This window comes from Acidobacteriota bacterium, assembly GCA_020853395.1.
Classification (GTDB): Bacteria; Acidobacteriota; Vicinamibacteria; order Vicinamibacterales; family SCN-69-37; genus JADYYY01.
Genome location: JADYYY010000018.1, coordinates 23,583 through 46,859, shown reverse-complemented (window position 1 = coordinate 46,859; position 23,277 = coordinate 23,583). Strand labels below are relative to the sequence as shown.

Annotated in this window: 17 protein-coding genes; 15 read left to right on the top strand and 2 right to left on the bottom strand. The window is 69.8% G+C overall.

What is annotated here, in order from left to right:
* Positions 1-36: 36 nt before the first annotated feature.
* From fsa to IT184_16415, 13 genes are all read left to right on the top strand, one after another.
* Positions 37-690 (top strand): fructose-6-phosphate aldolase, encoded by a 654-nt coding sequence (gene fsa, locus IT184_16475; GenBank protein ID MCC7010406.1) that lies wholly within the window; start codon positions 37-39, stop codon positions 688-690.
* Positions 687-2,255 carry an acyl-CoA carboxylase subunit beta gene (locus IT184_16470; protein MCC7010405.1) on the top strand — a complete coding sequence of 523 codons (1,569 nt, stop codon included), beginning with the start codon at positions 687-689 and terminating at the stop codon, positions 2,253-2,255. Before fsa ends, IT184_16470 begins: the two co-directional genes overlap by 4 nt.
* A 6-nt stretch (positions 2,256-2,261) precedes the next feature.
* On the top strand, positions 2,262-3,773 hold the full coding sequence (locus tag IT184_16465; GenBank protein MCC7010404.1) for an acetyl-CoA carboxylase biotin carboxylase subunit: 1,512 nt from the start codon (positions 2,262-2,264) through the stop codon (positions 3,771-3,773).
* On the top strand, positions 3,770-4,309 hold the full coding sequence (locus tag IT184_16460) for a hypothetical protein (GenBank protein MCC7010403.1): 540 nt from the start codon (positions 3,770-3,772) through the stop codon (positions 4,307-4,309). Before IT184_16465 ends, IT184_16460 begins: the two co-directional genes overlap by 4 nt.
* Positions 4,310-4,418: 109 nt before the next feature.
* A complete protein-coding gene (locus tag IT184_16455; protein ID MCC7010402.1) occupies positions 4,419-5,168 on the top strand; it encodes a hypothetical protein in 750 nt (249 codons plus the stop codon).
* Between the two features lie 20 nt (positions 5,169-5,188).
* On the top strand, positions 5,189-5,701 hold the full coding sequence (locus IT184_16450) for a hypothetical protein (protein MCC7010401.1): 513 nt from the start codon (positions 5,189-5,191) through the stop codon (positions 5,699-5,701).
* A gap of 152 nt (positions 5,702-5,853) precedes the next feature.
* Positions 5,854-7,701 (top strand): phosphoenolpyruvate carboxykinase (GTP), encoded by a 1,848-nt coding sequence (locus IT184_16445; protein ID MCC7010400.1) that lies wholly within the window; start codon positions 5,854-5,856, stop codon positions 7,699-7,701.
* An 8-nt stretch (positions 7,702-7,709) separates the two neighbouring features.
* A complete protein-coding gene (locus IT184_16440) occupies positions 7,710-8,762 on the top strand; it encodes an ABC transporter permease (GenBank protein ID MCC7010399.1) in 1,053 nt (350 codons plus the stop codon).
* A gap of 64 nt (positions 8,763-8,826) precedes the next feature.
* Positions 8,827-12,954 carry a translocation/assembly module TamB domain-containing protein gene (locus IT184_16435; protein MCC7010398.1) on the top strand — a complete coding sequence of 1,376 codons (4,128 nt, stop codon included), beginning with the start codon at positions 8,827-8,829 and terminating at the stop codon, positions 12,952-12,954.
* Positions 12,951-15,926, top strand: coding sequence for a BamA/TamA family outer membrane protein (locus IT184_16430; protein ID MCC7010397.1), 2,976 nt, complete (start codon positions 12,951-12,953; stop codon positions 15,924-15,926). The genes IT184_16435 and IT184_16430 overlap by 4 nt, the downstream gene beginning before the upstream one ends.
* Positions 15,926-16,426 (top strand): hypothetical protein, encoded by a 501-nt coding sequence (locus IT184_16425; protein MCC7010396.1) that lies wholly within the window; start codon positions 15,926-15,928, stop codon positions 16,424-16,426. The genes IT184_16430 and IT184_16425 overlap by 1 nt, the downstream gene beginning before the upstream one ends.
* 55 nt (positions 16,427-16,481) lie before the next feature.
* Complete coding sequence (locus IT184_16420) at positions 16,482-17,228, top strand: hypothetical protein (GenBank protein MCC7010395.1); 747 nt, start codon at positions 16,482-16,484, stop codon at positions 17,226-17,228.
* Entirely contained in the window at positions 17,225-19,930 is a 2,706-nt protein-coding gene (locus IT184_16415) for a hypothetical protein (protein ID MCC7010394.1), read from the top strand. The genes IT184_16420 and IT184_16415 overlap by 4 nt, the downstream gene beginning before the upstream one ends.
* Positions 19,931-20,172: 242 nt before the next feature.
* Here IT184_16415 and IT184_16410 read toward each other — a convergent pair whose 3' ends face one another.
* Both IT184_16410 and IT184_16405 read right to left on the bottom strand, forming a co-directional pair.
* On the bottom strand, positions 20,173-20,664 hold the full coding sequence (locus IT184_16410; protein ID MCC7010393.1) for a hypothetical protein: 492 nt from the start codon (positions 20,662-20,664) through the stop codon (positions 20,173-20,175).
* Positions 20,661-20,843 (bottom strand): hypothetical protein, encoded by a 183-nt coding sequence (locus IT184_16405; protein MCC7010392.1) that lies wholly within the window; start codon positions 20,841-20,843, stop codon positions 20,661-20,663. Before IT184_16405 ends, IT184_16410 begins: the two co-directional genes overlap by 4 nt.
* Positions 20,844-21,144: 301 nt before the next feature.
* Here IT184_16405 and IT184_16400 point away from each other — a divergent pair, with 301 nt between their 5' ends.
* Both IT184_16400 and IT184_16395 read left to right on the top strand, forming a co-directional pair.
* Complete coding sequence (locus tag IT184_16400) at positions 21,145-21,789, top strand: hypothetical protein (GenBank protein MCC7010391.1); 645 nt, start codon at positions 21,145-21,147, stop codon at positions 21,787-21,789.
* Between the two features lie 447 nt (positions 21,790-22,236).
* Positions 22,237-22,680, top strand: a complete 444-nt coding sequence (locus IT184_16395) for a carboxypeptidase regulatory-like domain-containing protein (GenBank protein ID MCC7010390.1) — start codon at positions 22,237-22,239, stop codon at positions 22,678-22,680.
* The last annotated feature ends 597 nt before the right edge of the window (positions 22,681-23,277 follow it).

Here is a 23,277-nt window from a genome sequence, read left to right as displayed (position 1 = left end):
GCATTCCGTTGTCGCGCACTGCAGACAGGTGGCCTTATGAAGATCTTCATCGATACCGGAAACCTGAAGGAAATCGAGGCGCTCGTGCCGCTCGGCCTGATCGACGGCGTCACGACGAACCCGTCGCTGCTCGCGAAGGAGGTCGGGGATCCGCGCGGGATCATCAAGCAGATCTGTCAGACCGTCCGCGGCCCCGTGAGCGCCGAGGTCGTCGCGACCGACTTCGCCGGCATGGTGGCCGAAGGGCGCGATCTCGCGACGATCGATCCGCACGTCGTCGTGAAGGTGCCGTTCACGCGTGAAGGCGTGCGCGCCACGCGCACCCTCGCCGGCGAGGGCATCCGCGTGAACGTGACGCTCGTCTTCTCGCCGATGCAGGCGCTGTTCGCGGCCAAGGTGGGCGCGGCGTACGTCAGCCCGTTCGTCGGCCGGCTCGACGACATCGCGTCCGACGGCATGGGGCTCATCGAGCAGATCGCCGAGATCTTCGCGCACTACGCGTTCACGACCGAGATCCTGGTCGCGAGCGTGCGCCATCCGATGCACATGGTCGAGGCGGCGAGGATGGGCGCGCACGTCTGCACCTGTCCGGCGGCCGTGATCGAGCAGTGCTTCAAGCATCCGCTGACCGACATCGGGCTCGAGAAATTCCTGAAGGACTGGGAGAAAGCGCAGGCAGCGCGGGCGTGAGCGACCGCCCGCCTGCCGGGCCGGCGTCGGCGCGCGAGCGCCTCGCCGATCTGGAGCGCCGCGCCGAAGAGGGCGGCGGCACGGCCCGCCTTCGCCGCCAACACGCCGCCAACAAGCTCACGGCGCGCGAGCGGATCGACCTGCTGTTCGATCCCGGCAGCTTCGAAGAGCTCGACAAGCTCGTGACCCATCGCTGCCGCGATTTCGGGATGGAGCAGGAGATCGTCCCGGGCGATGGCGTCGTCTCCGGCCACGGCCGCGTGGACGGCCGTCCGGTGTTCGCCTTCGCGCAGGACTTCACCGTGTTCGGCGGATCGCTCTCCGAGACCAACGCCGCGAAAATCGTCAAGGTGATGGACCTCGCGGTCAAGCTCGGCGCGCCCATCGTCGGGCTCAACGACTCGGGCGGCGCCCGCATCCAGGAGGGCGTCGTGTCGCTCGGCGGCTACGCCGACATCTTCCTGCGCAACACGCTGGCCTCGGGCGTCGTGCCGCAGATCTCCGCGATCCTCGGGCCGTGCGCCGGCGGCGCGGTCTACTCGCCGGCGATCACCGACTTCACGATCATGGTGGACGGCAGCAGCTACATGTTCGTGACCGGGCCGGACGTCATCCGGACCGTGACGCACGAGGACGTCACGAAGGAAGAGCTCGGCGGCGCCACGACGCACAACGCGACGAGTGGCGTCGCGCACTTCGCCGTCCCCGACGATCGCGCGTGTCTCCAGCTCGTCCGCGAGCTGCTCGGCTACCTGCCGTCGAACAACCTCGACGACGCGCCGCGCCGCGAGACGTCGGATCCGTCCGACCGCGAGGAGGCCGCGCTCGACGCGCTCGTGCCCGAGCAACCGAACCAGCCGTACGACATGCACGAGCTCATCGGCGCGGTCGTCGACGACGGCGTGTTCCTGGAGGTGCAGCGCCAGTTCGCGCGGAACATCATCGTCGGGTTCGCGCGGCTGGCCGGCCAGCCGGTCGGCATCGTGGCGAACCAGCCGGCCGTGCTGGCCGGCTGCCTGGACATCGACGCGTCCGTGAAGGCCGCGCGGTTCGTCCGATTCTGTGACGCGTTCAACATCCCGCTCGTCACGTTCGAAGACGTGCCGGGGTTCCTGCCCGGCGTCCGCCAGGAGCACGGCGGCATCATCCGCGCGGGCGCGAAGCTGCTCTACGCCTACGCGGAAGCGACCGTGCCGAAGATCACGGTGATCACGCGCAAGGCGTACGGCGGCGCGTACTGCGTCATGGCGAGCAAGCACATCCGCACCGACTTCAACTACGCCTTTCCGACGGCCGAGATCGCCGTCATGGGGCCCGAAGGCGCGGTGAACGTGCTCTATCGCCGCGAGCTGGCGGAGGCGGCCGATGCGCCGGCGCTCCGCGCGGAGCTCGTCGCCGAGTTCCGCGCGAAGCTGGCGAACCCGTTCGTCGCCGCGTCGCGCGGGTTCGTCGACGAGATCATCGCGCCGCGGCGAACGAGGACGAAGCTCATCGCCGCGCTGGCCACCCTCGCGCACAAGCGCGATCGCAACCCGCCGCGCAAGCACGGGAACATCCCGCTCTGACGCGACATGAAGGTGCTGGTCGCCAACCGCGGCGAGATCGCGGTCCGGATCATCCGCGCCTGTCACGAGATGGGCCTGCAGGCGGTCGCCGTGTACTCGGACGCGGATCGCGACGCGCTGCACGTGCGGCTCGCCGACGAAGCCGTGCACATCGGTCCGGCGCCGGCCCAGGACAGCTACCTGCACGTCGAGCGGCTCGTGGACGCCGGCTGTCGCGCCGGCGCGGCGTTCGTGCACCCGGGCTACGGGTTCCTCGCCGAGAACGAGGCGTTCGCCGACGCGTGCCGGCAGGCCGGCTTGACGTTCATCGGCCCGCCGCCGTCCGCGATCGCCCAGATGGGCGACAAGAGCGCGGCACGGCGTGTGGCCGCGGCGGCCGGCGTGCCGGTCGTTCCGGGATCTGGCGCGCCGTTCGACGAGGCCGCGCCGGTTGCCGCGATTGCGGCCGAGGCCGCGCGGCTCGGCTATCCCGTGCTAGTGAAGGCCGTTGCCGGCGGCGGCGGCAAGGGCCTGAGGATGGTGCAGCAGCCGGATGAGCTCGCCGCCGCGGTTCGGCTGGCGCGCTCCGAGGCGCGGTCGGCCTTCGGCGACGGCACCGTCTATCTGGAGCGCCGGATCGCGTCGCCCCGGCACATCGAGGTGCAGGTGCTGGCCGACGATCACGGCGCCGTGCTGCCGTTCGTCGAGCGGGAATGCTCGATCCAGCGCCGGCACCAGAAAGTCGTGGAGGAGTCGCCGTCGCCGGCGATCGATCCGGCGACGCGGCGCGCGCTGGCCGACGCCGCCGCGCGGATCGTACGCGCGGCCGGCTACACGAACGCCGGCACGATCGAGTTCCTGCTCGACCCGTCGGGGGAGCTCTACTTCCTCGAGATGAACACGCGGCTGCAGGTCGAGCATCCGATCACCGAGATCGTGACCGGCGTCGATCTCGTGCAATGGCAGATCCGGATCGCGCGCGGCGAGCGGCTCGGCATCCCGGCCGAGCAGGCGCTCGTGCCCCGCGCCCACGCGATCGAGTGCCGCATCTACGCCGAGGACCCGGACGCCGGATTCCGCCCGTCTCCGGGCATCGTCCGCGCGCTGTCGGTCCCGGGTGGACCGGGCGTGCGCGACGATCGCGGCGTCGCCCCGGGCTTCGAGATCCCGGTGCACTACGACGCCATGATCTCGAAGCTCGTCGTCTGGGGCGACACGCGTGCGGAGGCGATCGCCAGGCTCAGCCGCGCGCTCGACGAGTATCGCGTCGTCGGCATCGCGACGACCGTGCCGTTCTTCCAGTGGCTCGTGCGTCAGCCCGAGTTCCTCGCCGGCCGCGTCGACACCACGTACCTCGACGGCGTGCTCGCCGCGCGCGGCGGCCGCCGCTTCGTCGAGCCGACGCCGCGCGACGAAGACGACGCGGCGATGGCGGCGGCGTTCGCGGCGTGGTGCCGCGCGCACCGCGCGCCGGCGGACGCGACGCCGCCGTCGTCGGGCACCTGGCGGCGCGCCGCCAGGCTGGGCGCGCTGCGATGACGTTCGACGTCGAGATCGACGGCCGCGTCCGCGTGGTGTCGATCGAGCCGGTGGAGGGCGCCGGACCAGCCGGCGGCGTGTTCCGCGTGCGCGTGCAGGAGGCGGGCGCGGCGCCGGCCGGCGAGCCGCGCGAGGTCGAGATGCGCGCCACCGACCTCGGTGTCTGCATCGTCCATCGTGAGACCGGCCGCTGCGTGGACGCGGCGCTGACGCCGCGGCCGGACGGCGAGTGGCTGATCCAACTGCCGCACGTGAGCGTCGCGGCCGTCGTCGACGGGCGGCGCCTGCGTCGCGGCGCCGTCGGGAGCGCCGGCGGATCGGGCGAGCAGCGCCTCGTGTCGCCCATGCCCGGCCGCGTCGTCCGGGTGCTGGTGCGGCCAGGGGATCGCGTCGAGCCGCGTCAGGGCGTCGTCGTGATCGAAGCGATGAAGATGGAGAACGAGCTCGTCGCCGCCCGCGGCGGTACGGTCGTCGAGGTCGCCGTGGCCGACGGCATGTCGGTCGAGGCCGGCCGGCTGCTCGTACGGATCGACTGACGCGGAATCACGCCAACTATCAAAGACTTTTTCGGAGCGTACCGATAGAGTGACCGGCGTGGCGAAACCAGTGGTACGATCAAAAGGCGAATCCCCTAGGAAGCGCCCCATGATGCCGCAGGTTTCCTTCGAGTTCAGGTTGGATGCCTACTCGCCAGATACGATTCCGATGGAGCGTCTGGCTCAGTACCTTCTCGAACTGTCGCGGTTGATGGGAGAGACGCAGTCTGTCCACTTCGACAAGCTGATCGCAGGCAGCACGCGAGCGGTCGCCAGAGCGAATTGGGAAGCCGCACCGAAAATCAAGAAGCGAGTCGCCGAAGCGCGGGCCAATGAAGGTCCAGAGGAGGCTCGACGCGCTCGACGACGCATCGACGAAATGCTGGTCGAGGACGGGTCGAGCGGCGAGCTAGCCGATGTGAGCGGCGAGGCTCGTAAGCGGCTGATCTACTTTCCGGGCGCGAAGCGGTCCAGCGATCTGTCGTATGGACCACTGCAGCAACAGGCAACCCTCGACGGTATCCCGATTGTGATCGGCGGTGAAGGCGATCCGGTTCCGGTTCACTTGGAGGACGGCCATCGCGTCTACAACTGTCTCGCCGCTCGCTCGGTAGCCAAGGATATTGCGGCCTATTTGTTTCAGGCTCCCATTCGCGTTACCGGGGTCGGAACGTGGTTCCGAGAGGCGGATGGAGAGTGGCAGATGCGCCGGTTCAGAATTCAGGCGTTTCGACCGCTGAAGGATGAATCTGTCGGCGAGGCGGTGCGGCGAATTCAAGGGCTCGGTACGTCGCTTCGTAGCCATGCTGACCCGATTGCCGAACTTCTCGCCATCACGCACAGCGGAGACGACGAGTGAGGGTCGCCTTCGATGCCGTGATGTTGACGCTGACGTTCCGTCCAGATGCGAGACCGCCGAAACCGGTTCCGGATCTACAGCGCCGGATCGAACATTTCATCGAAACGCTGTCGGCCGAACGGTCGAAGATCATCGTCCCCGCCCCGGTCCTTGGAGAATTCCTTGTCCTCGCTGGCGATGACGGGCCGGAATACTTGGCGCAGATGGCTGACAACGTCGCGTTCGACATTCAGCCGTTCGATACTCGTGCAGCCATAGAAGCCGCATCGCTGATGCGGAAAGCTCGCGATGCCGGCAACAAGCGCGGTGGAGCGACAGGCGCGTGGCAGAAGGTGAAAGTTGACTGGCAGCTCGTGGCTATTGCAAAGGTCAACCAAGTCGATTGCGTCTACTCAAACGACGGCGACCTCGTAGCCCTGTGCGCCACAGCGGGACTCACCCGCAAAGGGCTCGACGACCTCCCGCCGCCTCCACCTCAGCAGCTGGACCTTCCGGCGACAGCAGAGCCGCCCCAGAAACCGAGAAAGCCCTAATCCGGCCGTAACGGGCCGCCGGGCTTTCTTGGCGATGGCCTTCCGCGTCTTCTCCGCTATCGCGATCCAAGGATTCGAAAGGAGCCCCCTACCGCGCATCGCCGTTGCTGCGGCGTCGAGCGTGAGTGCTGTAAGCTGGCTGCCACTCACCGATGTCGTCGCCCGTGGCCAAACCTCCGTCCCTGTCGCGCGATCCGTCGGCGCCGTTGGCCTCCAACGCGCACCTGCTGAAGTGGGTCGACAAGATGCGGGCGCTGACGCGGCCCGCGGCGGTGCACTGGGTGGACGGCTCCGACGAAGAGCACGAGTATCTCTGCGCCGGCCTCCTGCGCGCCGGGACGTTCACGAAGCTCGACGAGGATCGCTGGCCCGGCTGCTACTACGCGCGCTCGCACCCGAGCGACGTCGCGCGCGTCGAGCAGCGGACGTTCGTCTGCTCCCTCTCCAAGGACAGCGCCGGTCCCACCAACAACTGGGTCAACCCGTTCGAGATGCGCCGCCGGCTCAAGGAAGTCTTCGACGGCGCCATGCAGGGCCGGACGATGTACGTGCTGGCGTTCAGCATGGGCACGGTCGGATCCGCGATGTCGCAGATCGGCGTCCAGCTCACCGATTCGCCGTACGTGGTCGTGAGCACGCGCATCATGGCCAGGATCGGCCTGCCGGTGCTGCGCGAGATCGATCGCGGCGTCAAACGCGTGGTGCCGTGCCTGCACAGCGTGGGCGCGCCGCTCGCGCCCGGCGACGCCGACGTGCCCTGGCCCTGCAACGAGGAGAAGTACATCGTCCACTTCCCGGAGACGCGCGAGATCTGGTCGTACGGATCCGGTTACGGCGGCAACGCGCTGCTCGGCAAGAAGTGCTTCGGCCTGCGGATCGCGTCGAACATGGCGCGCGACGAGCACTGGATGGCCGAGCACATGCTGATCCTCGGCCTCGAGGATCCGCACGGCGAGAAGACCTACATCGCCGGGGCGTTTCCGAGCGCGTGCGGCAAGACCAACCTCGCGATGCTGATCCCGCCCGACGGCCTGCGCGACTGGAAGGTGACGATGGTCGGCGACGACATCGCCTGGATCAAACCGGACGCGAGCGGGCGCCTGCGGGCCATCAATCCCGAGGCCGGCGTCTTCGGCGTCGCGCCGGGCACGTCCGCGCTGACCAACCCGAATGCGATCGAGACGATCCGCCGCAACACGATCTTCACGAACACCGCGCTCACGCCCGACGGCGGCGTCTGGTGGGAGGGCATGACCGAGGAGCCGCCGGCCGAATGCCTCGACTGGCAGGGCAAGACCTGGTCGCCCGAGATCGCGGCCCGCACCGGCGCGACCGCCGCGCATCCCAACGCGCGCTTCACGGCGCCGGCCCGCCAGGTGCCGATCATCGACGGCGACTGGGAGCGCCCCGACGGCGTGCCGATCAGCGCGTTCGTCTTCGGCGGACGCCGCGCGGCGACGATGCCGCTCGTCTATCAGTCGTTCAACTGGACCGCCGGCGTCTACGGCGCCGCGACGATGGGATCGGAGACGACCGCGGCGGCGGCCGGGGCCGTCGGACGCGTCCGCCGCGACCCGATGGCGATGCTGCCGTTCTGCGGCTACCACATGGGCGACTACTTCCGGCACTGGATCCGCATGCAGCGCGAGCTCGCCGAGACGCCGAAGATCTTCCACGTGAACTGGTTCCGCCGCGACGCGCAGGGCCGTTACCTCTGGCCGGGATTCCGCGAGAACCTGCGCGTGCTCGAGTGGATCGTCGGCCGCGTCCGCGGCCGGGTGCTCGCCCGAGAGACGCCCATCGGGTGGATGCCGCGCTACGAAGACGTGGACTGGACCGGGCTCGCGTTCCCGCGAGACGAGTTCGAGACGCTGCAGGCGGTCGATCGCGCCGAGTGGCGCCGTGAGGTGATCGAGCAGGAAGAGCTGTTCTTCGATCTGCACGACCGGCTGCCGCCCGAGCTGGTGTACGAACGCGAGCTCTTGATCTGCCGGCTGTAGCGTTGCGCATGCTCAAGCGGATGCTCGCCTCGCCGCAGGCCGGACTGGTGCTCGTGATCCTGCTCCTCGGCGCCGTCCTCACGGCGTTCGCCGGCTCGCACGTCGACCCGCGCACGGGCCTCGAGGTGAACAACTTCCTGAATTCCTACACGCTGATCCAGACGGCGACCGATGCGAGCTTCTTCGCGATCATGGCCGTCGGCGCGACGATCGTGATCATCGCCGGCGGCATCGATCTCTCGGTGGGCTCCGTCTACGCGCTGGCCGGCGTGCTCACCGCGATGGCCCTGCGAAGCGCGGGCGGCGCCGACGCGGTCTCGGTCGTGGGGCTCGGCCTCGTCGTCTCGCTCGGCGTGGGGCTGGCCGTCGGCGCGCTCAACGGCCTGCTCGTCGTCGGCCTCGGCGTGCACCCGTTCATCATCACGCTCGGCACGATGTGGATCGTCCGTGGCATCGCGTTCGTCGTGAGCGGCGCGGAGAGCATCCTCGTGCCGAACCTGCTCACGCGCGTGACGAAGGCGTCGCTCGGCCTGGGCGAGTCGCTGTATCCGGTCCCGATGCTCGTCATGCTCCTCGTCGCGATTGCCGGGAGCCTCTATCTCTCGTACACCGTCGCGGGACGGTACGTGTTCGCCGTCGGCGGCAACGCCGAGGCGAGCCGTTTCTCGGGCGTCCCGGTCGGCCGCGTCCGCATCGGCGTGTTCGTGCTGTCGGGGTTGACCGCCGGGATCGCCGCCTTCATGGGCGCGAGCTTCTACGGCTCGGCATCCTGCGCCGACGCCACCGGCTACGAGCTCTACGTCATCGCCTCGGCCGTCGTCGGCGGCGCGTCGCTGTCTGGCGGGAAGGGGAGCGCCGTCAACGCGCTGCTCGGCGCGTTGCTCATCGTGCTGATCCGCCAGTCGATCCGGACGCTGCACTTCGACCAGAACTACGAGTGGATCATCATCGGCTGCGCCATCATCGTCGCCGTCGTCATCGATCAGGCGAGCGCGCGGCTGGCGGCGGGGAGGCTGAAAGACACCGGACGCGATGCCCGGAGCAGGCGCCGGCCAGCCTGACAGCAGGCGGTCCGACGTCAGAGGCGAGGGCCGACCCCTGCCTTCATTCTTGTAAGCTGGACGAGTGAGCGAGGCTTCTCCCCCGCCCGCCAATGCGTCCGAAGCCGGCGCGCCGCCATCGGGAAGCGGTCGCCGCACGCTGCGTTGGGTCAGGCGGCTGCTGGCCGTCGCCGCCGCCGTGGTGGCGGCGATGCTGCTGCTCGTCATCACGATCGATCTGGGCCGGTTCCCGCAGGTCAAGCCCTTCGTCGAACGCCGCGCCTCGGACTACCTCGAGCGGCCGATGCACGTCGGCCGCGTGAGCGCCACGCTCGTGCCCGGCGTCTTCGCGCTGGACGATGTCGTCATCGAGGGGAAGCACGCGGGCGATCGGCCGTTCTTCACGGCGGGCCGGATCTACGCCGTCGTGTCGCCGTGGACGCTCGTCCGCCGCCAGGTCACCGTGTGGCTGTGGCTGACGAGCTGGCACATGGTGATCGAGAACTGGGCCGACGGATCGAGCCAGCCGCGCCTGACGCCGAAGGGGCCGCCGAGCGGGCGGAAATCGCCGTTCACCGTCACCGTCAACGTGTTCGCGAACCGCGGGCACTTCACCTACGACGACCACCTGACGCCCTGGTCGGTCGACGCGCCGAACCTGCAGTTCGCGCTCGTCCGGGCGGAGAACTTGAAGCAGTACGTCGGCACGGCGTCGTTCTCCGGCGGCGCGGTCGCGATCCAGAGCTATCGGCCGATGAAGACGGATCTGAGCACGCGGTTCGTCCTCGACGGCCCGCGCGTGTCGCTCCACCACATCGACCTCGTCACCGACGGCAGCGTCTCGCACGTCAGCGGCAACGTGGACTTCACGCGCTGGCCCGAGCAGACCTACAACGTCCAGTCCACGGTCGATTTCGAGACGATGCGCGGCATCTTCTTCGCGAACGAGGCGTGGCGGCTCCGGGGCCAGGGGGAGTTCACCGGCGTGTTCCACCTCTTCAAGGGCGGCCGCCGGCTCGCGGGCGAGTTCACGAGCGAGGATGCGAGCGTGAACGGCCTGGAGTTCCACCGGCTCCACGGCGCGCTCGAGTGGACGCCCGCGCACTTCGTCGTGCCGCACGGCGAAGCCGACCTGCTCGGCGGCGAGACGCGGTTCAGCTACGCGATCGCGCCGCTCGGCCAGCCCGGCGGATCGACGATGACCTTCACCGCGGAGTACCGGGACGTCGCGCTCCTCCAGGTCAATCAGCTCGCGAGCCTGAAGAGCCTGGAGCTCGCCGGCCGCGCCGACGGCAGCTTCAATCTGACGTGGCCGAGCGGCAGGTTCGGCTCGGAACGGCGCGGGCACGGTCACACCGTCGTCCGAGCGCCCGACGGCGTGGAGGTCGCCAGTGCCGAGCTCTCGCCGGTGCCGCGCGCGATCGTCGAGGAGCCGGAGCCGTTCGTCGCCGCCCGGCCGCTGACGCCGCTCCCGGTCGCGGCCGACGTCGAGTACGACCTCGGTCCCGATGGCTGGACGTTCCAGGACAGTTGGGCGGCGACGCCGTTCACCTACGTGCGGTTCAACGGCCGGCTCGGGGGCACGGGCGCGTCGGAGTTTCCGTTTCGCGTGACGAGCCACGACTGGCAGGAGAGCGATCGCGTGCTCGCGCGGATCATGACCGCCCTCGCCGGGCCGACGAGCGCGATCCAGGTCGGCGGCCGCGGCACGTTCGACGGCGTGATGACCGGCAGCTTCTCGGCGCCGCGGATCGCCGGCCGCGCCTACGGCGAGTCGACGCGCGTCTGGGACGTCACCTGGGGCACGGCGCAGGCCGACGTCGTCATCGAAGGCGGCTACGTCGACATCAGGAACAGCCGCGTGACGAACGGGAGCGGCGGCGCCATCGTGGCCGACGGCCGGTACGCGCTCGGCTTCCGCCGGGACGACCGCGAGGAGATCGCGGCGCGCGTGCGGCTGACCGCGTGGCCCATGGTCGATCTGCGTCACGCGTTCCAGCTCGACGACTGGCCGGTCGACGGCGTGATCGGCGAAGCCGATCTGCAGCTCGAGGGGCAGTACCGGCGGATGTTCGGCGCCGGGCGGCTGCGCATCGATCGCGGCGCGGCCTGGGGCGAGCGGTTCGAGGACGCGCAGGGCGATCTCGAGCTCGAGGGCACGGGCCTGCGCGTGCACCGGATCGAGATGCGCAAGGGCCCCGGCCTCATCCGCGGCGACGCGCGCATCGGCTGGGACGGCACGTACGCGTTTCAAGCCGACGGCGAGGCCGTCGCGGTCGAGCAGCTCGACGCCTTCAAGCTCGAGCAGGCGCCGCTGTCGGGCCGGCTGCGGTTCACCGCGACGGGCGCCGGCGCGTTCTCGTCGCCGACGTACGCGTTCCGCGGCGTGATCGACGACCTGTTCGCCGGCGACCAGGGCGTCGGCCGCGTGCAGGGGCAGTTCCGCGTCGCGGGCCGCACGCTCGTCATCGAGCGCGTCGTCGCCAACTCGGGCCTGCTCGACGTGGACGCGCGCGGCGCGATCTCGCTCGACGAGCTGTACGACGGCACCCTGCACTTCCGGTTCACCGAGAGCTCGCTCGATCCGTATCTGAAGTTCGTCGCGCCCGCCATCTCTCCCTATACGCGGGCGATCGTCAGCGGGTCGCTCGACGTGTCGGGGCCGCTGCGCACGCCCATGGACCTCACCGTGGGCGTCACGATCGACGATGCCGCGCTGACGCTGTACGACTACGAGCTGCGGAACGACGGCGCCGTGCAGCTCGCGTTCGGCGAGGGCGGCTTCGCCATCCAGCGGTTCGCGCTCCGCGGCAGCGACACCAGCCTGGTTCTCTCGGGCGGCGCCGACGTGCGCGGCCGCCGCTGGCACATGAGCGCCGCCGGCGACGCGAGTCTGTCGATCCTGCAGCTCTTCTTCCAGGGCATCACGACGTCGGGCGGCGCGACGCTGAACGCCGCCCTCGAAGGCTCGTTCGAGGCGCCGGCGCTCACCGGCCAGGCCGTCGTCGCGAACGGACGCCTCCGGCCGCTCGCGTCGATCCACAGCCTCGAGGCGATCAACGGGCCGATCACGTTCGACGGGACGGCGATCCGCATGGACGGCCTGACGGGCCGGATCGGCGGCGGCGACGTGACGTTCGGCGGCACCGTCGCGATCGACGGCTACCGCCTCTCCGAGTACAACCTCACCGCGGTCGGCCGCGCGATGCGGCTGCGCTATCCGGCCGGCTTCACCTCGACCGTGAACATGGACCTCGTGCTGGGCGGCCCGCTCGCCGCGCCGCGGCTCACCGGCACGGTGGACGTGCTGCGCGCGCAGCTCACGAGCGGCGTCGTCGACGGCGACCTCCTGGGCCTGGCCGCCGCCGGGGCGGCCGGCGGCGGGGGCACGGGCGAGGCGGGCGGCGCATCGCTCGCCGAGCAGGGCACGGCCCTGCAGCTCGACATCCAGGTGCGCGCGCCGCGCATGGCGTTCGTGAACACGAAGACCGCCCGCATCGAGGGATCGGCCGACCTGCGCATCGGGGGCACGTTCGATCGGCCGTCGATGACGGGCGCCATCGACATCGCCGGCGGTGAGTGGCTGTTCAACGGCAACCGCTACTTCATCCGCGAAGGATCGGTCGACTTCGCGAACCCGAACCAGGTGGAGCCGATCTTCGATCTGCGGGCCGAGACGCGGCCGCGGCTGAGCGGGCAGACCTACAACATCGACATCCGGATCACCGGGCAGTTCGATCAACTGACGCCGACGCTGACCTCGGATCCGTTCCTGCCCGAGGCCGACATCCTGGCGCTCATCTTCGGCGCGCTGCCGAACGCCGACACGGCCGAGCAGCGCGCGCTGCTGTCGCCGCAGGAATCGCAGCAGCGCTGGATGCAGACGGCGATGGCGACGCTGCTGGCCAGCCCGATCTCGTCGCGCGTCGGCGAGGTCGTCGAGCGCTTCTCCTCGCTCGACACGGTGCAGATCACGCCGCTGCTCGAGAGCGAGGTCGCGTTCCAGCAGTTCAACCCGACCGCGCGCATCACCCTCGGCAAGCGGATCGCCCCGCGCGTGTTCCTGACCTACTCCCGCACGGTCGGCACCTCCGCGCTCCGCGACGAGATCATCGTGCTCGAGTACGACCAGAACGACCGCGTGTCGTGGGTGCTCTCGCGGAACGAAGATCGCACCCTGGCGCTCGACTTCCGCATCCGGTATCTCCGTTGACGACGCGGCGGTGGCGGGGCGGGTGGGGGCTCGTGGTGCTGCTGCTCGCGGCGGCGGCGCCGGCCCGCGCCGCACAGGGTGGCGTCGAGCAGTACTACGGCCGCACCATCACGTCCGTCCGGTTCGAGGTCGACGGCCGGGTCGAGCCGTCGGCCGATCTCGAACGCCTGGTGGACGTGCGCGCCGGCGCGCTCCTGACGCGCGAGGACGTGCGCGCGAGCATGGATCACCTGTTCCAGCTCGGCCGCTACGACGACATCACGCCCGTGGCCGCCGAGAGCGGCGCGGGCGTCGCCGTGGTGTTCCGGCTCGTGCCGCGTTATCCGATCACGCGCGTGGAGATCGAGCCCGGCGACACGGGCGTGCCGCCGAACCTGCTGCGCGACGAGCTGCGCCAGCGGTTCACCGGCGTCGCCACCGGCATCCGCCTGCCGGTCGTCGAGGAGGCGGCGCGGCGGTTCCTCAACGACGCCGGATATCCGGACGCCGACGTGACGGCCCGCACGGTGCCGGAGCCCGCGGCCGGCCGATCGACGCTCCTCGTCGGCGTCAGGGCCGGCCGGCTCGCGACGATCCGGCAGAGCAGGATCGAGGGCGCGTCGCCGCTCGAGCCCGACGCCATCCTCGCGCGGACGGATGCGCGCCCCGGCCGCCCGTTCCGGCGACGCGACATCGAGACGCGCCTGACCGAGATCGAAGACGACCTGCGGGCGCGCGGCTACTACGACGCGCAGGCGGCGCTCGTCTGGACGCCGGCGCCGGACGGCGCGGTCGACGTCGTGCTCGACGTGGACGCCGGGCCGCGCGTCGACGTGCGGCTCGAGTCCAGGACGCCGCTGCCACGCGGGCTCGACGATCTGATCCCCGTCAAGCGCCAGCGGTCCATCGACCTGGACCTGCTCGAGGACTCGAAGACCGCCATCGAGCAGGCGCTGCGGCGCGAGGGGTACGCCGCGGCGTCGGTGGCGTTCAGCCGTCAGCCGAGCGCCGACGGCGCCGTACTCGACGTCGTCTTCACCGTCGACCGCGGGCCGCGCTATTACGTCGATCGGATCGAGCTGCCGGCGTCGATGAGCCTCGCGCCCGCGACCGTCCGCGCGCTCGTGGGCATCGAGCCCGGCGACGTCCTGAATCAGGCGGCGTTCGAGGCCGGGCTGGCCAAGGTGATCGACGAGTACCGCCGGCTGGGGTACTACCGCGTCAAGGCCGAGCCCGAGCGCCAGACCGTCGAAGGCAGGCGGACGACGGAGGCTGCGTGGGTCGTGCTCGTGCCGAACATCACGGAGGGGCCGCGCGGCACCGTCACGGCGATCGCCTTCGCGTTCGACGGTCCGCACGAGGTGCCCGAGCGTGACGTGCGCGCGGCGATGCGGTCGCGCGCCGGCGCCCCGTTCGTCGAGCAGGACGTCGCCCTGGATCACCGGGACATCCAGTCGCTCTACCGCGAGCGCGGCTACCTCGGCGCCATCGTCGCGCTGGAGCCGACGATCTCGGAGGACGGCACGAGCGTGGCGCTCGCGTTCGAGATCAACGAAGGGCCGCAGGTCGTCGTCGGCCGCGTGACGGTGATCGGCAACACGCGCGTGTCCGAGCAGCAGATCCTCGAGGTCGCCGCCTTGACGACCGGCGCGCCGCTCGGGGCCAGCACGCTCACCGAGGCCCAGCGCCGGCTGAACGCCATGGGCGTGTTCCGCCACGTGTCGATCACGACCGAGAGCCGGCTGACCGGTGAGTCGGAGGCCAACATCCTGATCTCGGTCACCGAGGCGCCAACCGTGACGCTCGGGTTCGGCGGCGGGCTCGAGGGCGGCACGCGCCTGCGGACCGTCGCGCCCGATACGTTCGAGGATCACCTCGAGCTGTCGCCGCGGGGATTCTTCCAGATCGGCCGCCGCAACATCGGCGGCCGCAACCGATCGGTGAACTTCTTCTCGCGCGTGTCGCTCAAGCCGCGATCGGCGCCGGGCGATCCGGAGCGCGACGGTCGCGGGTTCGGCTTCGCGGAGTACCGCGTGACGCTCACGTACCGTGAACAGCGGCTGCTCCGGACCGAGACGGATCTGCTCGTCGGGCTGCTCGCCGAGCAGGTGGTGCGCACCACGTACAGCTACCAGCGGCGCGGGGTCAACGCCGAGTTCCTACGGCGAGCCTCGCGGCGAACCAACGTGTCGGGACGGTACGCGCTGGAGTTCACGCGGCTGTTCGACGAGCGCATCAACGTGGAGGATCAGCCGATCATCGACCGGCTGTTCCCGCAGGTCCGCCTGTCCACGATCTCGACCGGCATCTCGTGGGACGGCCGCGACAACCCGATCGTCTCGACGACCGGCGCGTTCCTCAGCGCCGACATGGAAGTGGCGGCGCGCGCGCTCGCGTCCGAGGTCGGCTACGTGAAGGGGTTCTTCCAGGGATCGACGTTCCGGCGGACCGGCAGCTCATCGCGGACGGTCGTGGCGTTGCGCGGGCAGCTCGGCCTGGCGCGCGGGTTTCCACGGACGATCACGAGCGTCGACGAGGCCGGCGTGCCCACGACGACGGTCGAAGTGCAGAACCTGCCGGTGAGCCAGCGGTTCTTCGCGGGCGGGGGCACGTCGGTGCGCGGCTTCCAGGTGGATCGGCTCGGCGTGTTCGATCCCGGCTGCGCGGCGTGCAGCGTCATCGATCGCACGACCGGCCTCTCGGTCGGAGGCACGGGCTTGATCGTGCTGAACGCCGAGATCCGGCACGTGCTGACGAAGCTGCGCAACCGCAACCTGGCGGTCGTGACGTTCCTCGACGGCGGCAACGTGTTCGCGAAGGCGGCCGACGTCGACCTCGCGAAGATCCGCGGCGCCGCCGGCTTCGGCGTGCGCTACGACTCGCCGCTCGGTCCGGTGCGGCTCGACTTCGGCTTCAAGCTGCGCCGCCAGGTCATCGACGACCGGCGCGAGAGCGGCTGGGAATACCATCTCAGCATCGGCGAGGCCTTCTGATGCGCACACGACCGTCGGTCGCCGTCGTCCTCTCCCTCGCGATCCTCGCGGGCTCGTCGTCCGCCCTCTCCGCGCAGGTGGTGCTCGATCGCATCCTGACGCGGATCAACGGTCAGATCGTGACGCAGTCCGACGTGGATCGGGCGCGCCTGCTGAAGCTCGTCGACGACCCGTCGTCGGACGCCACCGCCAGGAAGGGCCTCGAGGATCGCATCCTCGTGCTCGGCGAGATCGCGCGCCTGCCGCCGCTCGCGGTCTCGGAGCAGGATCTCGCGGCGCGCCGCGCCGAGTGGGAGGCCGCGATCGGCGGGCCGGAGGCCGCGGCCGCGCTGCAGGGCCGCACGGCCATGAGCGACGGCGCGCTCCGCGCCTGGCTGCGCGACGACGTGCGGATCGGGATGTACCTCGCCAGACAGTTCGGCCAGGTCTCCGAGCGCGACCGCGCGAACGCCGTCGCCGACTGGATCGGACGACTGCGGCAACGCGCCGGCGTGAAGTGAGCCGCGCGCGGCGGCGCTCTCGAAACGGTCCGGGCTGGTGTACCATCTGCGGCCCATGAAGGACCGTCGCTTTCGCCGCGCCGGTTCGGCTGCCCTGGCCCTGGTCCTCCTGGTGCCGTCGGCCGCCGCGGCTCAGTGGTACGCCGCCGGCTATCTCGGCGCCAGCCACACGCAGAGCTCGACCGTCTCGATCCGGCTGCCGGACGACGGGATTGCTCTGGACTTCCACGACGTGCGGTTCTACTCGCTCTCCACGCAGCCGCGCCGGTACTACGGCCTGCGCATCGGCCGCAGCGGCTGGCCGCACCGCCGGCTCGGCCTGGAGCTCGAGATGATCCACATGAAGGCCTACGCGGACACGACGCGTGACTACGCGGTGACGTCCTCCGGCCCGTCGCTCGCGCTGCTGGACACGTCGCCGATGAACGGCTTCGTGCAGGAGTTCGCGATGAGCCACGGGTTGAACTTCGCGCTCGTCAACCTGGTGGTGCGCCGGCCGCTCGGCGGCGATGACGCGCGCGCCGCCGTGACGATCCGTGCCGGCGGCGGTCCGATCTTTCCGCATGCGGAGACGACGGTCGGCGGCCGGACGGTCCACGAGTACCAGTACGCCGGCGTCGGCACGCAGGCGGCGGCTGGCCTCGAGCTTCGGCTGGGCTACCGCACCTCCGCGATCGCCGAGTACAAGCTCACGTACTGCCGTCCGGAGCTGGAGATGGCCGCCGGGCTCGGCGCGACGACCGCGATCTCGCATCACGTGAGCCTCGGGTTGATGCTCGCGCTGTCGCCAGCGGTTCGATGAAGACCGTGCGGCTCGAGGCGCTCACCGCCGTCGGACTGTTCTGCGTCGCGACCCTCGCGGCGCCGCGCGGGGCCGTCGCCCAGGATCAGTCCACCGCGACGATCAAGGTCTACGCCACCGTGGAGGGCCAGCCGGACGGTCGCGCGTCGGTCGCCATCCGATCGCTCGACGACGGGCGGCAGCCGGTGCGGACGCTGGAGGCGGGCGCATTCCTGCCCGCGGAGAGTCGGTTGCTGCCGGTGGGGCGCTACCGCGTGGAGGTCTCGCAGGACGGCTACGCCGCGGCGGCGATCGAGACCGCGGTCGATCCCGGCGAGATCGTCTGGCTCCGCGCCACGCTGCGGCGCTCGGGACAACCGTCGACGATCGAGCTGCTCGATCGCTGGCACGCCGGCGAGGCGGTCGTCATCGGCGAGGACCTCTTGAACGGGTTGCCGGCCAGCGGCCACGTGTGGTCGCTCATCGACGCGCTCGTGCCCTGGACGCTCGTCGACGGCGTGGACAACGGCGGATCGGAAACGGGCCGCCGCGGGCTGTTCGGGGCGCGCGACGCGTCCTGGCTGTGGAACGCCTTCGTGCTGGACGGCATCGACATCACGGATCCCGATCGGCCGAGCGGCCCGCTGCTCTACGCGGATCCCAAGGCGATGCAGGCGGTGAGCGTCACGTCGGGCCTGGCGCCGGCGGCCGTGGCGGTGCCGGGCGCGCAGGTGACCTTCGTGCCGCGGCGGCCCGGCGCGACGCGCCACGGCAGCGTCGAGGTGTCGGGCACCGCGCCGGGCATGGTCTTCGCGCGCGAGAACGTGGTCGCGCCGTTTCTCACGAAGGTGCACGCGTACGGCGACGTCAACGCGCAGCTCTCGTCGCCGGTGTCCGAGCGCGTCGGGGCGTACGTGTCCGGGCGGATCACGAGGTCGAGCTTCTTCGATCGCGGCCGCGACGAGATGCGGCCCGCCGATGCGGCGTCGCTCTTCGCGCACGTTGTCGCCCGGCCGACGCCGCGCGACGAGGTGCGCGTGATCGCATCGGCGGCGCAGACGAAGCGGCCGCTCGAGGGCGGCGACGCGTTTCTCGGCAGGCTCGTGGACGAGCGCGACACGTTCGCGCACGGCCAGGCGCGGTGGGATCGCGTCGGCCGGCGCGGATGGGTGGGATCGATCGCGTTCGGGCTGGACCGCGGCGACTTCGCGCCGGACCTCGACGCGCCGGTCGGCGGCGGCGTCGTCGACCGCGCGTTCGACGGCCCGGTGCCGCTGCCGGTCGCGCAGCGGCGCACCAGGCGCATGGACGGCGCGGCGAGCGTGGCGCTGCCGCCGTACGCGATCGGCGCCAGCCGTCACTCGTGGCGGATCGACGGGTCGCTCACCTCCGCGCGCGCGACGTCCGACGTGCTCGCCTCGCCCGAGGTCGCCGAGCTCGTCGCCGGGCTTCCCGCGCGCATCTGGCAGTTCCAGACGCCCGCGGCCGAGGCGGTCCGTCGTCTCACACACGTCGGGTGGTCGATTGCGGACGATTTGCGCCTCGGAGAGCACTACGCGATCGACGCGGGCGTGCGCGTGGATCACTGGGACGGGCGCGCCCAGGGCGCGCCGGCCGGGATCCGCAAGGCGGTCGTGTCGCCGCGGCTGGCCGTGCGCTCGAGCTTCCCGTCGAAGGGCATCACCGCGTACGGCGCCATCGGTCGGTACCACGCGCGGCTGCCGCTCGAGTGGCTGGGGTTCGGCGATCCCAATCAGCCGTGGGCACGGCTGTACCGTTGGACCGACGCCAACGGTAACGGGCGCGCCGATCCGGCCGAGCGCGGACCGCAGCTCGCGCTCGCCGGATGGGGCGGGCCGCTCGGGTCGATCGATCCCGACCTGCGGCTGCCGGCGACGAACGAGTACGTGCTCGCGGGCGAGCTGCGCGTCGGCACCGCGACGTTCCGCGGCACGGCCACGATCCGCCACGAAACGTCGCTCGTCCGCGCGGTGAACGTCGGGATCCCGCTGGCGGACTACACCCGCACGCTGATCCCCGATCAGACGAACGAGCGGCTGATGATTCCGGTCTTCAACCGGCCGCCGGGCCGTGAGGATCTCGATCGGTACGTGCTGACGAACCCGGCAGACGATGGGCTGAAGTCGCACATGCTCGAGATCTTCTACGAGCAGCGGTTCACGCCGCGCTTTCGGATGCGCGCCTCGGCGCTGGCCTGGTGGGCGGCCGGCCCGACGGCGGCGCCCGGATTCCACGTGAACGAGAACGACCAGGGGCTCGTCGGCGAGCAGTTCCAGGATCCGAACACGCTGTCGAACGCCGGAGGCCGCACGTTCTGGGATCGCGCCTACGTCCTGAAGTGGTCGGGGACGTACCTCGCGCCACGCGACGTGTGGCTGGCCTTCACCGCGAACTACCGCGACGGGCAGCCGTTCCCGGGCTTCCTCGTGCTGCCCGATCTCGTGCAGGGCCCCGAGGTGCTGCAGAACTACCTGAGCGGCCGCACGCGCTTCACGTTCACGATGCTGGTCGACGCGCGCATCGAGAAGCGGTTCACGCTCGGCCGCGGACGCCGCCAGGCGGCCGTGTGGCTCGACGTGTTCAACGGGCCGAACATGTACGAAGAGCTCGAGGAGAACCCGGTCGTCGGCCCGAGCTTCCGCGCATCGACCGTGTTACAGCCGCCGCTGACGTTCCGCGCCGGGGTGCGGGTGGGATTCTAAGCATCGGGTTATCGGGGCATCGGGATACCGGGACAGCGCATCGGGGCATCGGAACATCCGGATATCGGGATATCGCATCAGGGCATCGCCTCGGCGCATCGGGACAATCTATCGACTGGCGCGATCGGCGGAAGGCCGTTCGGTCGCCGTGCGTGCCGAGGTCGGATTCTGAACGGGGCGCTGCTGCCCTCGGGTCTGCGACTGTCCCGATGCAGGCGATGGGCGGCGCGCGCGCGGGTTCGTCAATGCCGCGCGCGTTCTTCGCGGACGGCTTCGAGCTCCGCCAGCGCTTCGAGATCCTTCGGCCGGCCGGCCGCCCGTTTCATCCGGATCAGCGCCTCGACGGTCGCGAGGCGGCAGCGCGATCCGAAGAGCGGCAGCTCCTCCGACGCTGGCAGCAACTCGTCGTACGTGCCGCCGCCTGCCACGTCTCCGAGGAGGTCGATGTCCCCCCGCGTCGTGGTCAAGGTGAAGTTCAGGCCGCGGCGCAACGTGTCGGCATCGAACGTGAACGGCAATCCCGGCGGCGCACCTCGAAGGTAGGGTTGGAACGGAGACAACGCAGCCACGAGACGCGCGAGGTTCTCGGGTGAGCGCCGATACACCACGTCCACGTCATAGGTCGCTCGGGCGGATCCCTGCACGTTGGCCGCGACGCCGCCGACCAGGATGAACTCGACATCGCCGGACAGCAGTTGCCGCAGGAGCCCCGCGAAGTCGGTCGGCGCGGTCATTCGCGCGCCCGCCGGCGCGCCTCGCGCAGTTCAGCGGTGAACCGGACGAAATCCTGCAGCTTCATCAGCCGCTGCTCCGGCGTCAGCCGGAGATTCTCGCGCAGGAGCGTCCGATCGACGTCGCGCTTGTACGCCTCGACGACCGGATCGGCGTCGAGCGAAATCGGCTCCTCCGACATGCCGGCACTATAGCACCCGGCTGATGGGCCGGCGGTGTCCGAGAATCTCCGAAACAGCATCGGCGCATCGGGCTGTCGAATATCGAGAGGTAGCACTTCCCCGAACATGAACATTCCCGCGGTGGCAGCGGGTTTCTTCGGGGCGCCGCCTCGAGGGCCTCCGCGTTGAGCCTCGGCAGCCAGAAGCGCCGTGCGGGACCGGCGAGGCCGAAGAAATCTCGTTCTTGCTGAGCGTAGTGACGCGCTTCGATTCACGGCGGCATCGAGACTTCTCGGCCTTCGAGGCCGAAAGGAGGGAGTTGTGCGATTACCTGTCATTACGTTGTCGTCGACTCTACTACTCACCCTCATCGCGCTTCCAGCACACGCGCGGAATGGCTGCCGGTTGTTCGTCGGTATCGACAACAGGGATCGGTTTGTTACGGGTCCCATCAACTCTGAATGCGGAATCCTTCATCCAGGCCCGTGGGGAAACTGGGGCGTAGAGGGGCCGTTTAGTTCGCGCCAGGATGGCGATCAGTTCGCCGGATGGTACGACGAAGACGGGCACCAGCAGTGGAACAGCTGCTATGACGAGTACCCATCGGGTAGCGACGGATACTTCAATTGGGGGGACGACGAAGCTCAAATTACCGACGTCGGTGATCAGTGGTACACGTACGGGTTGGGCGGATACCTGATCAATATCAGCTGCGCAGTCTTCAACAACTACGTCGTCACCGTCGAGGCGCACGAAATCGACGTCTACGAGCTGGATCCAGCTTCGCCAGATGACTACCTGGCGTCGATAATCTACGACGAGCAGTCCTTCACCCTGTCGTGTTCAGGTTCTGGTACGTCCGCAACGTGCTATGGAGAGACCACCTTTCAGGAGCCCCTCGCCGCGCCGAGTGAGTTCACGGCGCTGGGCCGAGCGTGGGGCCACGCCAACTGGGGACCCATATAGCAGGAGGAATCCGATGGCCTTCTCACGTGCCGGGTTCAGAATGCCGCTCTTGGGCTTGCTCTGCGGAATGGCCGCCGTTGTCGTGCTGGCAGGGGCCGCGGCCTCCCAGTTGGGGACTACCGTGCGTGGTGTAGTCGTCGATTCCCTGACGGGCCTGCCAGTACCCGATGCCCGGATTTCGCTCCAAGAGGGTGCGACAACTCGAATACTCGCAGCGGCAACGACGGAGGCAGATGGCGCGTTTGCCCTTCCTGGATCCGCCCTCACGGTCTATCTTAATTGTGAGAGCGACAGGGGTATGCAGTGTACCGGCTTGGTGTTGATTCCGGGGCGAACCTCACTGTCGCCCTTGAGAGGGGGGCGGTGCTCGCTGGCACGGTGGTATCCGAGGACGGGCATCCTCTGACCGGATTCTTGACTGTCTACTCCATCAACGAGCGGAACCACGTGACCAAGACGCTGCGGTTCGCTGGAGGGATATTCGAGATCGACAACTTGTTACCAGGTCAGACCGTTCTTGTCGCGCGCGGGGAGCAGATGGCGCCGACCGCGTTGCGTATTGCACTGGCCGCGGGCGAACTGCGTGCCGGGCTGATCCTCCGATTGAAACGAGCCGGGACGGTTCGGGGTTCAATTACCGATGCGAACGGTTCGCCGGTTCGCGGCGCCAGAGTCCGGCTAGCGTATACGAGGGCAGACGACAGCAACGTGTTCCTGGGCGGATTCATCGGAGGAAGATTGATCACCCGCTCGGACGGAGTGTTCGTGGCACGGAACGTCATTCCCGGTGTTCCCGTGCTCGTACTTGTGGATTCCGATCGGGGGCACGCCGAACGAACCCTTGTACTGAGCGCGGGACAGGCACAGGCACTGTCGGTGGTCCTGCCATGAGGCGGTTCCTTCTGTATCTTGGTCTACTGTTCGTGTTGTCAGGCGCGTTGCCAGCCTGGGCAGGCGCGCAGCAGCCGCCTGGCGCTTTCGCTCCTGCCGGACCCGATCGCCCGAGCGACGTCGCGGCGCGTGTGTCATGGAGCCTGAGGCACCCGGTCCTCGAGGTCGGCGGACGTTCTGCCACCGCAGCGCGCTCGCAGGTCCAGCGCAAGCCGCGCGTTCGCAAGGCCGCGCTCCTCGGGCTCGGGTTCGGCGCGTTCATCGGCGGGGTGTACGCGGCCGAGACCTGTTCGCGCGCGTCGGAACATCCGGACTGTGAGCGCGCCAGCCTCCTGGTGGGCGTGCCGTTGTTCGCGGCCGCCGGGGCAGGCGTGGGTGCCTTGATTGGCTCGTACCTCGATCGGCACGATCGCCGGTACCCCGCATCGCCAGCCGTTCAACGCTCAGGTCCGGTGACGGGTCTCGGCGTTGACGACGCGCGGCACGTCCCTCGCCCGCGGCGCTGAAGTCCTCGCGGCCGCGGACGTTGGCTGCCTCGGACGTTCGGGCCTGACCGTCTCGGTTCCAACGGCCCTTCGTAGAGCCCGATCTGACGCT